12 protein-coding genes are annotated in these 12,905 nt (G+C 51.7%); 2 read left to right on the top strand and 10 right to left on the bottom strand.

The window, feature by feature from the left end; genetic code table 11:
* The 9 genes from ACYVAM_RS27895 to ACYVAM_RS27855 all read right to left on the bottom strand — a co-directional run.
* Positions 1-2,124 (bottom strand): efflux RND transporter permease subunit (locus ACYVAM_RS27895; protein ID WP_461073261.1); only part of this gene is annotated, 2,124 nt, incomplete at its 3' end.
* 11 nt (positions 2,125-2,135) lie between these two features.
* The gene (locus tag ACYVAM_RS27890) at positions 2,136-3,560 is read right to left on the bottom strand and encodes a TolC family protein (protein WP_461073259.1); all 1,425 of its coding nucleotides are present in this window, start codon (positions 3,558-3,560) and stop codon (positions 2,136-2,138) included.
* Positions 3,561-3,622: 62 nt separating this feature from the next.
* A complete protein-coding gene (locus ACYVAM_RS27885; protein WP_461073257.1) occupies positions 3,623-3,892 on the bottom strand; it encodes a hypothetical protein in 270 nt (89 codons plus the stop codon).
* A gap of 127 nt (positions 3,893-4,019) precedes the next feature.
* Positions 4,020-5,414: a sensor histidine kinase gene (locus tag ACYVAM_RS27880; protein ID WP_461073255.1), complete on the bottom strand. Its 1,395-nt coding sequence runs from the start codon at positions 5,412-5,414 to the stop codon at positions 4,020-4,022.
* A 26-nt stretch (positions 5,415-5,440) separates the two neighbouring features.
* Positions 5,441-6,109 (bottom strand): response regulator, encoded by a 669-nt coding sequence (locus tag ACYVAM_RS27875; protein ID WP_461073253.1) that lies wholly within the window; start codon positions 6,107-6,109, stop codon positions 5,441-5,443.
* A 370-nt stretch (positions 6,110-6,479) separates the two neighbouring features.
* Positions 6,480-7,805 (bottom strand): chloride channel protein, encoded by a 1,326-nt coding sequence (locus ACYVAM_RS27870; RefSeq protein ID WP_461073251.1) that lies wholly within the window; start codon positions 7,803-7,805, stop codon positions 6,480-6,482.
* A 396-nt stretch (positions 7,806-8,201) separates the two neighbouring features.
* Positions 8,202-8,708, bottom strand: a complete 507-nt coding sequence (locus ACYVAM_RS27865) for a hypothetical protein (RefSeq protein ID WP_461073249.1) — start codon at positions 8,706-8,708, stop codon at positions 8,202-8,204.
* Between the two features lie 51 nt (positions 8,709-8,759).
* On the bottom strand, positions 8,760-10,016 hold the full coding sequence (locus tag ACYVAM_RS27860) for a sulfite oxidase (RefSeq protein ID WP_461073247.1): 1,257 nt from the start codon (positions 10,014-10,016) through the stop codon (positions 8,760-8,762).
* Between the two features lie 47 nt (positions 10,017-10,063).
* The gene (locus tag ACYVAM_RS27855; RefSeq protein WP_461073245.1) at positions 10,064-11,062 is read right to left on the bottom strand and encodes a YeiH family protein; all 999 of its coding nucleotides are present in this window, start codon (positions 11,060-11,062) and stop codon (positions 10,064-10,066) included.
* 86 nt (positions 11,063-11,148) lie between these two features.
* Between ACYVAM_RS27855 and ACYVAM_RS27850 the strand changes: the two genes are divergently transcribed.
* Both ACYVAM_RS27850 and ACYVAM_RS27845 read left to right on the top strand, forming a co-directional pair.
* Positions 11,149-11,295: a hypothetical protein gene (locus ACYVAM_RS27850; protein WP_461073243.1), complete on the top strand. Its 147-nt coding sequence runs from the start codon at positions 11,149-11,151 to the stop codon at positions 11,293-11,295.
* Positions 11,288-11,416 carry a hypothetical protein gene (locus ACYVAM_RS27845; protein WP_461073241.1) on the top strand — a complete coding sequence of 43 codons (129 nt, stop codon included), beginning with the start codon at positions 11,288-11,290 and terminating at the stop codon, positions 11,414-11,416. The genes ACYVAM_RS27850 and ACYVAM_RS27845 overlap by 8 nt, the downstream gene beginning before the upstream one ends.
* An 84-nt stretch (positions 11,417-11,500) precedes the next feature.
* Here the strand turns inward: ACYVAM_RS27845 and ACYVAM_RS27840 are convergent, their stop codons facing one another.
* Positions 11,501-12,904: a YncE family protein gene (locus tag ACYVAM_RS27840; protein WP_461073239.1), complete on the bottom strand. Its 1,404-nt coding sequence runs from the start codon at positions 12,902-12,904 to the stop codon at positions 11,501-11,503.
* Position 12,905: the final 1 nt, after the last annotated feature.

The following is a 12,905-nucleotide window of genomic DNA, read 5'->3' as shown; positions in this document are numbered from 1 at the left end:
TTTGCCCCCCACCTGCACTTCAATCGGGGTGGATGCGCCCTGACTCATAATTTTATCGGTCAACTCAATGGGTTCGTAAGAGATGCCCACACCCGGCAGCTGTTTTCGTACGGCGTCCCGCAGCTTATCCCGCAGGGCGTCCATATTGCCCGTGTATTTTTCGCTCAACGCTACCTGCACCGTCGCTTCGTGGGGACCCGCGTTAAACACGTATAGGTTACTCGTCCCGTAGCTAGACGGCGTCATACCCACAAAAGCCGAGGAAATTTCTACGTTTTCTTTACCCACCAGTTGCTCGATAATACCCAGCACCCGCTGGACTCGTTCTTCGGTCCGCTCAATGCGCATCCCCTGGGGCGCAATGACCCGCACCTGGAACTGTTTGGCATTGCTTTTGGGCAACATATCCTGGCCGATGCTCATAAACAACAGACCCGCCAGGCCAAATGTAACGAGCACATAGCCACCAATGACCAGTGTCCGGTACCGGAGCAACGTTTCAACCAGCGCGACGTACCGCGCTTTAAATTTATCAAATCCTTTCAGCTCGTTTGGGGTCGTCTTTTCATAATGGGCATGGCTTTCCACCTGATCCAGTTCCTGCGGATTTAAGGCCTGTACTGCCTCCTCATGATCTCCTTTGTGATGCGATTTCATCCACCAGTTGGCTAAGACCGGTACGAGCGTCAGGGCTAAGAAAAAGGCCACGATCATCGCAAATCCAATGGACAGCGATAGGGGTAGAAACATGGCTTTGGGCACACCCGACATCAGAAAGGAAGGGGCAAATACGGCCAGAATACAGATCAGAATCAAAAACTCGGGGAAGGCAATTTCCAGGCAGGCATCGTAAATCGCCCGGGCCTTGGGTTTACCCATCTCCAGGTGCTGGTGAATATTTTCAATGGTTACTGTTGCCTCATCGACCAGAATCCCAATGGCCAGCGCGAGGCCCGACAGGGTCATAATGTTAATGGTCTGCCCGGCGGCATTCAAGAGCATGACTGAGGCCAAAATCGCCACTGGAATCGTTAAGACCACAATCAATGAACTGCGCCAATCCCGCAAGAATAAAAGCACCGTGAGTCCCGTCAGGACGGCTCCGATAATGCCTTCACTCATAAGCCCACTCACGGCATTGGACACGTAGACCGACTGATCGAACTCGTAGCTCAGCTGTACATCGTCGGGCAATAAACTTTGCATCTCGGCCAGTTTGGCTTTTAGGGCTGTCACAACCGCCATGGTAGAGGCATCCCCCGTTTTAGTCACCGGGATATAAACGGCCCGTTTCCCGTTGACCAGCGCGTAGCCCACCGTTTGGTCAGCCGCGTCATTGACCGTGGCCACGTCACCCAATAACACCGTTGGACCCGTACCCATTTTCAGCGGAATTTGGGCAAACTCACTCACCGTATTGATGACCGAGTTGGATGGAGTCATATAGGCATAGTCTTTCATACGCACCACGCCAGCGGGCGAAATTTGGTTTGCCTTGACCACCGTCTGCACGATCTGATCGGGTGTTAGGGCATAGGATTGCATCTTAGCCGGATCAACTTTAATCACTACCGTTCGCTCGTTTCCACCAAAAGGCGGTGGGGAGGAGGCACCCGGAATCTTGGCCAGCAGGGGTCTGATCTTAGTCGAGGCCAGATCCTGAATCTCCGACAGGGAGCGGGTCTTGGAATTGAATACGAGTTGCCCCACCGGCAACGTTGACGCATCGAAGCGCACGACGACCGGTGGCTGAGAGCCGGGTGGCAGGTAGGATAATACCCGGCTTACCTGGTTGGCCACTTCACCGGCCGCCTGGGCCATATTCGTATTTTCGTAAAATGAACATTTGACCAATGTCAGCCCCTGCACATTCTTGACATCTACATCTTTTACCCCCGATACGTAAAGCATCTGGTTCTGGTACCGGGTGGCAATAAACCCTTCCATCTGGGAAGGCATCATGCCGCCGTAGGACTGGGCGATGTAAATGGTGGGGGCATTCAGTTTGGGAAAGATGTCCACTGGGATGTTTAAGACGGCCATGACCGAGAAAACCAGCAGACCCAGTACCAACACCACAATGGTGACGGGGCGGGTTAGCGCGGAAGCGATGAGTTGATTCATCTTAAGCGGAGTTATTTCGTGGTCAGTTTGATGAAATTCGTTAAGTCGCCTTCGGCTGCCGACTTAAGCAGCAGCGCCCGCCAGACATTGTTGGTGGTGACGAACTGGTCAATCTCGGACCGATTCAGTAGCGTAAAGGCCTGGGTAAACTCGTACACGTTCGACAGGCCAGCCGTGTAGCGGGCCTGTGCCTGTTGGTAAGCTGCCCGCGCAGCGCCCAATTGGACAGGGGCTTGCTGAGCCGCTTCGTAGGCATTCTGGATCTGGAGGTCTGCCGTTTGCTGCTCGGCCTTGATGCGAAGCACTTCCTGATCGTACTGGTATTGATCGGACTGCGTGCGCAGGACTTGAGCTTTGGTTTCCTGCCGAATCCGAAACACATCGCTAAAGCGCCAGAGCGTACTCACGCCTACAAAATAATTGGCGATCCGGAAGGGTAAGCCCGCGCCCAGCGACGAGTTGTAGATGAAATTGCCTTCGGGCGTCGTGTTGTCACTAATGCCCGACCCCCGGGCCCAGAACGAGCCATTCAAGGCGATGGCGGGTAAAAAGGATTTTCGGATGGCTTCTACCTGGGCCTGACTCACCTCAATCTGCCGTCGGTAGAAGGCCAACACGGGATGAGCAGCCAGCTTTTCCGCTGAATACTGAAAGTTGGGGGGGAGGGCTACCTGAAAGGTACTGGTATCGAGCCGGAATGCCGAACCGGGTAGCCCCATAAACTCGCCGAGTTGTACCCGTTGCTGCTGAGCGAGCCGGCGACTCTCAATTAGCAGCAGCCGGGCTTTGGCCTGTTCGGCGTCAGCCAGTACACTATCGACACCCGGCCGTCGACCTGAACGGGTGTTGGCCTGCATGACGGTCCGAAAAGCCTCGATCCGGGCAAGATTAGCCGCTTGAACCTTAACTGTCTGATCGATGATCAGCGCCATCAGGTAAGCATCGGCCACCCGTACCTGATGGACGAATAGTTCCTGCTGATAATCAGCATTCGCCCGTTGAATGACTGATTTAGATAAGGCTAGTTCGGCTTTGTTACGACCAAAGGTGATGGCCTTCCAGTTAACGTTCAACGAACTCAGACTGCCCCAGACGGCATCTGCCGTGGGACCATTGACTTTTACCCCGCTAGAGACGGAATTGGTCGATCCTTCATTGGGGAACGTAGCGCCCCGAACGTTGTTGGAAGTAGCATACAAGGCTTGGGCCTGAAAAGAGGCCGTGGGCAAAAAACTAGCTTTCCGGGCCGCCAGATCCGCTTGGGTCGCTTCGTTTTCGGCCAGCTTGTTTTTAATGGACGGGTAATTCTGTACGGCCAGATCAAGTGCTTTGGAAAGCGTCAGGATTGAGTCTACGGGCACGGGTTGGGCCACGAGTAAACCCGTACTTAGTAGCAGCAGACCGGTAACATATCGACTAACTAGTGGGAATATCATACAAGTAAGGACCAGGGTAAGCTATAGAGGTGAAGGAAGATAAACCAGCTTAAGCCGCTTGGTCAGGGGCCCGCCTGAGCGGAGGACGTTGAAAAGTTGGTTAACGGCTTACGGTGCTGGAGAACGGCAATGACACTATCCTTGCGGGTATTTTCCTGGCTACACGTCGATAATTGCTGAAGTAACTGGCTGGCGTCGGTCTCGGCTTCTTCCGCATAGGATAAGCCGAGGGCGCTATGCCGGTATAATTGATAGACATTTACCCCCAGAGACGCCACAAGCCCAATGGCCAGGATTATGGCTAAGAAATTTAACGAGACAGTCCGCTTCATAACCCAATGGATGTTTAATCCTTGGGACAAAGATGATCTTGGGGGATTAGAGCTGTCTTAGACCGAGATTAGAATTCATTAGAATGGGGGGCGGATCGACATGAACCGGCACTACGCTACCGTCACGCTAAGCCGTTGTAAGCGTTTTGATATCCAGAGCGGGCAATTGTACCCGAACCGTCGTGCCGGTAGTCGAGCTGGAGGTCAGGCTAATGGTACCCCGGTGCCGATGAATGACTTGCTGGGTGATGGCCAGCCCTACCCCGAAACCCTCAGCCTTCCCCGCATTTTGACCCCGGTACAAGGGTTCGAATACATGGGGAAGATCGTTGGGTTGTATTCCGATGCCCTGGTCAGTGATCGTAATCTGGTGTAGTCCATCATCAGGTTTGGTAAACAAATTCACCTGAACCGCCTGCTGCGAATATTTGCAGGCATTATCGATGACATTCTGTAAGGCCGTTGTGAGCAGAATTTCGTTACCCATGACCATAAAAAAATCATCTTCGGGCATCTGGCCAAATTGAAATTGAATGGTACAGCCGGATCGTTTTCGTTTGACCTGACTAACCGCTGCCATCACGCATTCTTCCAATCGAACAGGCCTCATGGCCAAGGAGCCGTCGCCCGTTTTGGCTAAATTCAGTAAACTATTCGTTAGCCCAACCAGCTTGGTTAATTCCCGCATGGCTACTTCCATGCTGATTCGAAAGTCAGCCGGATCGGTATCATACTGGTGGGAGGTTTCCAGTGTTCCCAAGACTGTCGTCAAGGGGGTACGCAGCTCGTGGGAGGCGTGGGAAACGAACTGACGCTGGCTCTCGAAGGTAGCCTGAAGCTGGGTCAACAGCTGATTGAAGGTGATGGCCAGCTGGGCAATTTCATCCGTTTGATTCCCTTCGTTTAACCGGAGCTGTAAATGGTTATCCGATACGTGCTGTACATCCCTAACCATGGTTACCATACTGGCTAAGGGGCGTAAGAATCGACCCGCAAAATACCAGCCTCCGACCATAATTAGCAAAAGGCCGCCTACGTTGGCCACCAGCAGGATCATAAACAAATTCTGCTGTTTGGAATGCCCCAGCCGGTCGTAGCCCGTGACAAAGATGGCATATGAAAGCCCCCGGTCCCGGTATTTAATGCCAACCCCTTCATTCCGATTCATCGTAAAGGTAAGTGGCGCTTTGTGGCTAAGCCCGGGAATGAGCCGGGCCTCCCGTTGCACAAAAGCGGGCAGTTGGTTCGTAAAGACCAAGTTGCCCTGTTGGTCAAAAATGCTGATATGCTCTTCGGTGAGGGTTTGCAGATCCGTCGCATTGAGTGCCCGGTCCAGGACACCCTGCTGCGAATGACGGGAAATCATAACCCGACCAAACAGGCGGGCCTTTCCCTGCAACCGAACCGCGAACCCTTGTTGTCGGTACACCGAATAAAACGTGTAAACAAAGCTGGTGAAGGCGATCTGGATGGCCAGCACGATACACGTGAACAGGAGCGTTAATTTGTGACGGATCAGCATAGAGCAACGTTGCTGGGCATGGCTTGTTATTCGTGTAAGGAGTACCCCATGCCGATCACCGTATGCACGAGTTTAGCCGGGAACTCTTTGTCTATTTTCTTACGTAAGTAATTGACATACACATCAATGACATTGGTATTGGAATCAAAATCTGTTTCCCAGACCCGTTCGGCCAGTTCGGCGCGGGAAATGACTTTGCCTTTATGCAGGAGCATATATTCCAGTAGCGCAAACTCTTTGGAGGTTAACTCGATACGCTTTTCAGCCCGAATAACAACTTTGGTATCCATGTTCAGGGTCAGGTCAGCTAGTCGCAACACCGTTGAATGACGAAGCATGTGACGTTTGGTGATGGCCCGAAGTCGGAGCAGCAATTCCTTGAAGGCAAAGGGTTTGGGTAGATAATCATCCGCCCCCGCGTCGAATCCCCGGATTTTATCTTCCAGGGTGTCCAGCGCGGTGAGCATTAGGACTGGAGTTCGTTCATTTTCTCGTTTGATGAACTGGCAAAGATCAAACCCATTCATTGACGGTAGATTCACGTCCAAAATGACGACATCATACTCGTTTTTCTGGAAGAGCTGTTTGCCAACGTAGCCGTCATAGGCGAGGTCGGTACTAAACGATTCGGCTTCCAGCCCCTTTTTGATAAACGACGCTAAACTAACTTCGTCTTCAACGACTAATACTTTCATAGTTTGATTAACTGGCCCTTCATCCCGACAACGTAAGGAACTAACGTTTAAACTGACTACTTGGCTGATTATCCTCGAAAAGACCGCCTTTTTCCTTTCATACTATGGACACTCTTTTTAACCGCTTTTCTGTACTTAACTAACACACTCTGGCTATCTCCTAAGGAATGTGTACAAGCATAATCTGGTTAAAGGCGATTCTATAACCAGGACCCGTGTGCTAACCCATCTTATAATTTAGTCAGGGCAAAACTATTGAACATGGTATTCGATTGACATGACAGCGATAGCCGTTCAACTTAAACAGCCGATTTGTCCAGGATGCAAACTACCCAATAGGCCTCTGGCCGGGATCACTTGCTATAGTTTATCATTTACGACCAGCTGGCCACCATTTAGCGAGCCAGTCAGGAATGTGAATGTCTATTTCCTTTCTAAAGCTGCTCAGGTCGCTGATTTCTTTTCCTAACTCGGAGGGCAAGGCGTTCGATTTTCGGATACTTAAGCGCTGAGACGTATATAAACTTTGGTGACCAGACATCAGAAAACTGATGACGCAGGCAACTGCGGCATAGGGGGCAACCGTAGCCCCAAACAATTCAATAGCCAGGATACTCGACGCAATGGGGGTATTGGTTGTGCCCGCTAATAGGCTTACAAAACCAATGGCGGCAAAGGTCGATTGGTCCGCTCCTACCCGATCGGCGAAAAAACTACCCGCCGTCGCACCAATAAAGAGAATTGGCGTAATTACGCTACCACTTCGACTAATACTCAGGGTGATGAGTGTAAAGAGGGCTTTCAGCAGAAATGCATACCAATGAACGGGTAGCCCTTTGATGCATCCCTCCATTAAGTTGAGCCCTAACCCGAGATAGTCCCTGGAAAACAAAAGGGTCAGGCCGACTAATAAGAATCCTCCCAGCAGGCCTTTCCAGGGTCGCCATAGGGGAAGCGCATTGGTAAAAAGCGCACTTTGCTGAATTGCCCGAATCAGCAAGTAGGCACAGAGACCAAAAAAAATACCCCCCGCCAGGAGCTGAATGAAAAATCCCTGCCCGAAGGCCGGAATAAACTTTAGCGGATAATAAAAAAAGGTAACTCCGAGAGCCGACGAGACCTGGTATGCTGTGAGGGAAGCTACAAAAGCGGGTAACAACACATCGTAAAAAATAACCCCGACCGCCAGCACTTCAATGCCAAATAGCGCCCCTGCGATGGGTGCGCCGAAGACGACGGCAAAGCCCGCGCAGAATCCGCAAAGGACCATTTTCCGGCGATCGATGTCATTTACCCGGAACAAATTAGCGCACACACTGCCGATGCCCGCTCCAATCTGGGCACATGGGCTTTCTTTACCGGCGGAGCCGCCCGCAGCCAGAATGAGCACGACGTTAATGATTTTGGTGGGAATGAAACTGCCTTCCAGCTTACCATAGTTTTTATTAATAGCCGCGATTAATGCATCGGTACCTAAATGTTTTTTGAGGACAAATTGGCTTAGTAAATTGGCTAGAAAAAAACTGAGCGGTAGCAGGTAAAAAACATGTTGGTACTGATTACTCTGCTCAATGATGTAGTGAATAAATAAAATAAATCCCGAAGCCACCACCCCAACCAGGCACCCAATCAGGCTGGCAATAAACAGCCATTTGAGAACCGTAAAAAACAGGATTACTTCATCGTTGACGCGCATCAAGATGTAAACTTGAGAATGGTATCCTCAGTTTAGTAGGTTTTAGGAACACTCCGTTTTACTTACTTATAGGTGTGTGCATTGGGAAGGCTGACTGGCCGTTCATACTCTTTTTATACATGCCGACGACTAACTATTCTTACAATTAGTTGGCTATCAATTTTTATTAGTTAGAATCCGTACCGTAAAAGGCCGTAAGGTGCCTTTGTTGAACTAGGGTAAATGTTGACTGGCAATCACGTAAGTTTTAAATTTTCATAAACTAAATAGTTAACAAAACCCTCCGTATAAAATCAGGAAAAGACACTCACCTGTTTATCGTTTGCTACGGTTGTGAAAAATTAGGTTCGGTTTCGTTACTGCCTTTTTTAACCTCGTCTCCTACCCGTCTTATTCCTATAGTTTATACCAGGTCTGGGCGGGTAGCGGCAACCGACGGCCATCGAAGGGCGTATCCAGCGGACCATAGTATTTGGTCAGGTAGGCTAGGATGGGCTTTTCCGTGTCGCCTAAATCCCACAGCTTTTGAGTGCGTTGCATCCAGCGAATCCGCTCAATCCACTTCTCGCGCCCGAAATGACTTTGCAAAATCAGCTTGCTGGAATGGCAGACCGTGCACTGGCCTTTAACAATCGGCATGGTCTCGTCCAGCGCCAGTCCCGACTCCGTATCTACCCCAACGCCCTGCGCATTCAGAACGGTTGTAGCTGCTGGAACGGTCGCCATGGGCTGGGAGGCAAACTTCTTTTTTACGGCCGGACGATGCCCAGTGGTTGAGGCCTTTGCTTTAGCCAGCACTTTTTTGGCCGGAGCGGGCTGCTGCGCAACCCAGGCGCATAATAGCCACAAGCATACGCTGGCCAGCAGACCTATGTATTTTGATTTTATTTGTTTATTCGTCATAAATAAATTCCTTCGTGTCAGTCGCTTCCAGTCGATTATTACTCGCTTACCCTATACCATCTTGATGGCTATCCGGTGGCAGGCATTGTTGATGTAGCCTTCAGGATTCCACTGGGGCATGACCATCGGTTGCGAAACGCCCGCGTCGTCGGTCGCTCTGGCCCACACTTCATAGTATCCCTGAATTGGTAAGCTTACCTCCGCTGTCCAGTGCTGCCAGGCGAGTCGGTTCTTCGGCGCTTTCAGGTCGGCTTTCTGCCAGGTAGCCCCGAAGTCGGTCGATACGTGTAACTCCTTCACCCCGCGATCACCCGCCCAGGCGTGCCCACGCAGCGTTAGCTGCTGGCCCATAGGCAACTCCAGGCCTGTTTTGGGAAAAGTAATCACCGACTTGACGGGCATCGACTCAATAATTTTAAAGTCGCTATCGGGCGGATCGACACCCGCTACAACGGGATGTATAGGTACTCGGTAGCTCTTGCCCGTCATCTTGGCTCCGTCATGCACTTTGTTGCGGATGGCAATCGTGTGCAACCATTTGCCCGATACCGATGCGGGCCAGCCGCCAATGACCAGTCGTAGGGGGTAGCCGTGCACCAGCGGAATGTCCTGCCCGTTCATGGCCCAGGCTACCAGCGTTTCGTCTTCGAGCGCTTTTTTGATGGGCACGCCCCGCGAGATAACGGGCTGGTTAGGATCGCCACTCAGGTGCAGATCCTGTCCATAATAGCCAATATAAACGGCCGTGTCGGTGATGCCCACGTCAGCCAGAATATCTTTCAGGCGGACCCCGGTCCATTCCGCGCAACTCACGCCCCCTTCGGTCCACTGGTTACCCGCTGTTTTGGGAGAATAGCCTGCCCGGCCGTTTCCTCCGCACTCAATGACCAGTTGATAGGTATAGGGTTTGAAGTTGTTTTTCAGCTCGGCCAGGGTGTAGCTTTTCGGCGCTTTGACCGATTCCCCATTGATGGTCAATTTCCAGTTAGCCAAGTCGATGCTGGCGGGTATCTGGCCATTGTTGCGGATAAACATCTTATCGGCGGGCGTGACGGCGTCATCCAACAGATAGGCTGGAGTTTCTACGTTCCAGGGTTTATCGTTTAACACCACCAAATTTTTATTCTTGGTCCTCATCGGGTTGGCAGGGTCATCGATACCCGCGAAGGCCAGCGGCAGGTAATGTTTCGGCAATCGGTCGGCAAAGACGATATTGGTGCCCAGCAAGCCTGTCAGGGTGGCTAGTGAACCCGCTTTCAAAAAGCCCCGGCGGTTGAATAGACCCAAAGGCGATGGTTTGTTTTTCATAGACGGTACCCACTAATTAGTACGTTACACTTCGTTATATAAGGACATCAATAAAGGGTTAAAATGGCCCAGAGTGATGCCGATGAGATGAGAATCCACAACACCATGCCCTGCACCATCGGCTGCCAGCCGACTGACCGGATCACCTCGCTTGACAAACCCGCGCCGATCAGGAACAAGGTCAGGGTCAATCCCCGGTGCGCCAGTTTCACTAGTACAGCCGCGATGGGCTGAATGGCGGGTTCGTACGTATGTACGATCATAGCTAGGATAAACAGGCCAATAAAATAGGGAATTGTGATCGTACCTTTCCCCGTCTTAAACAGCACCGCCGTTCCCAGGGCCACCGGAATAATCCATAGGGCGCGGGCCAGCTTGACGGTCGTCGCCATTTGTAGGGCTTGGGGTCCGAATTTAGCCGCAGCCCCAACGACTGAGCTGGTATCATGGATGGCCAGCGCACACCATAGCCCAAATTGATCAGGACTTAAGTGTAACCACTGCCCGATCAGGGGAAATACCAGCAGCGCTACCGAGTTGAGGATAAAAATGGTGCCAAGCGCAACCGATAAGGGCTTTTCTTCGGCCCGAACTACTGGCGAGAGGGCGGCAATGGCGCTCCCCCCACAGATTGCCGTACCAGCGGCAATCAGATGCGCGGTTACTCGGTCAATCTTGAGCCATTTACCCAGTAATAGGCCAACGGTCAACGTACCCGCTATAGAAACAATTGTGAATAAAATGCCTTCTCCACCCGCTTCTAGTGCGCTGTGGATGTTCATGCCGAAGCCCAGTCCTACGACAGATGCCTGCAAGAGCCAGTGGGTAGCTTTATGGTTTAACTGTAGGTAGGGATGGCCAATAAACTGGGCGATAAGAAGCCCTAACAGCAGGGCCAGGGGCGGTGACAGTAACGGGGTTAAGCAAAGTATCACGGCTCCCATAAAGATAAGTTGACGCGCCCTGAAGCGGTAATCTAGTCCGTGTTGTTTCCGTTGCTGCCAACCCGGCAAGTCATGTTTAGGTGTGGTCGTTATGGGATTCATCAGGCGATCAGTTTTAATAGGACGAAGGTAGAGTACTACTTGCTGCTTGGCCAATTGCTCCTGTTGATACCCAATTACTTCTCGTTATGGTACTGATGGATAACGAGTATCCAGGTATCGACCAGCCTCTCCCCGGGATGCTGGTTGGACGGCTGGCCATTGACATACGAAACCAGAAAGTACGCGAACGAATGGCAAGCCTGGTTGACAGGGGCGATCGCTATTTTGCCTAAGCCGTCGACCTGGGCTGAGCGGTGGCAGTTTCTGTCGGCCACCCTACCGGATACAAACACCTTTTCTGAACAGGATATTCTCGACGAAATTCACGTCGTTCGTCAGCAGCGGGACGCTTAACGATAGTCCTTGATACGAATCTGTACAGTAGCGCGCTCATTCATGCCCATTTCCGGCAGCGGCTTGATCTTACGGGCTAACTGATCAGGGTTTATCCAGTAAGATGACCTCTTTCGATTGATTATCCATCAGGATAATATGCTGGTAAGCAGCGGCATCCAGGTCCCGAACCGAATGCACTAAACCGGTCGACTGGCCCATGTATCGCCCCTTCTCGTCGGTATGGAACTGGTTCACCTCATAATCAACCGCGTAGGGAGCCTTTGTTGAATGACTTAACGCCAGCGTGTATGAGCGGTTAGGCTGTAGGTTCGTAAAAATCTGCTCGACTAAGTCGGCTAAGCCAATGGGGCGTATAGCCAGCCTGCCTTGCCCTTGCTTGCTCTGGTCCGTTGGTTTAAGGAAGATGATTCGGGTAGCGGTTGAATCATATAGGGACTTAAGGTTGGCCTGATTGCCCGCATCGGTAACGGCATTTTCGGCGTACACCAGAGCCTGTGGACTTTGCCCAATCTTGACTGGTGGCAGCGGTTGCCCAGTTTCCAAATCAATCCCCTGCACCTGGTCGGCATACTCCAGGCCAACATATAACCGTTTGCCATCAGGAGATGCCCATAAACCGTGCGGAAGTGCACCGACGTTGATGGTGTCCGTTTGGCTGAAATCCCGAGCCGGGTCAAATACCCGAACTTTGTTCTCGCCCCCTACCGTAGCCAGCATCCGTAGTTTTTTCCCTAAGTAGGTAAAGGTTACGTGGTTGGTGATGGCACCCGTATTGATAACCTTGGCGATGCGCTGCGTTTTGGCATTGAGTACCGTCACCTTGCCCACATCTTTGTGGGTAAACGCCACCCATTCCCCCTGAGGACTGGTAAAGATGTTGGGGGAAAAAGGGCTGACCACTGGAATTTTCTGGATTACCTGATACGTGTCGGTCCGAATGATGTCCAGTTCGGGCGTAAAGCTCGAGCACACGTAGGCGAGTCGGCCATCAGGCGAAAACGATACCATGCCGGGGCCATCCGCTACGGGTACCTGCCGGATTTCCTTCATGCTGGCCACATCGATGACACTGATATAGGCTTCCCCCCGCACCGATACCCAGACTTGTTTGCCGTCAGGCGTGAAGGTCGGCTCGTGAGGCGAGCGTCCCACATAGACCGTTTTAAGGACCTCATTGGTCTGGGTCGAAATAAAGGTAAGGGCATTGGAGCCGATTGATACCACCGCCAGCAGTTTTTTGGTCGGCAGGTAGCGCAGGCCATGCACCAGTGCCTGTCCTCTATAGAGGGGGGAGAGAACATTCGGGTAGGGTTTACCCAGATCAATTTCGCCCAATAGCCGATTGGTGGAGGGATCGATGACCGACACGGTATTGGATACCTGATTGGCCGTATACACCCGGTCGTGGGCGTACCGGGATTGGGCGAGGGAAGTGACGCTGTTGATCAACAGCAGACACAAAAAAAGTTGTTTCTGATTCATCATC

This window comes from Spirosoma horti (genome assembly GCF_054776595.1).
The sequence above is the reverse complement of the archived record's forward strand: the minus strand, read 5'-3'. Positions and strand labels throughout refer to the sequence as shown.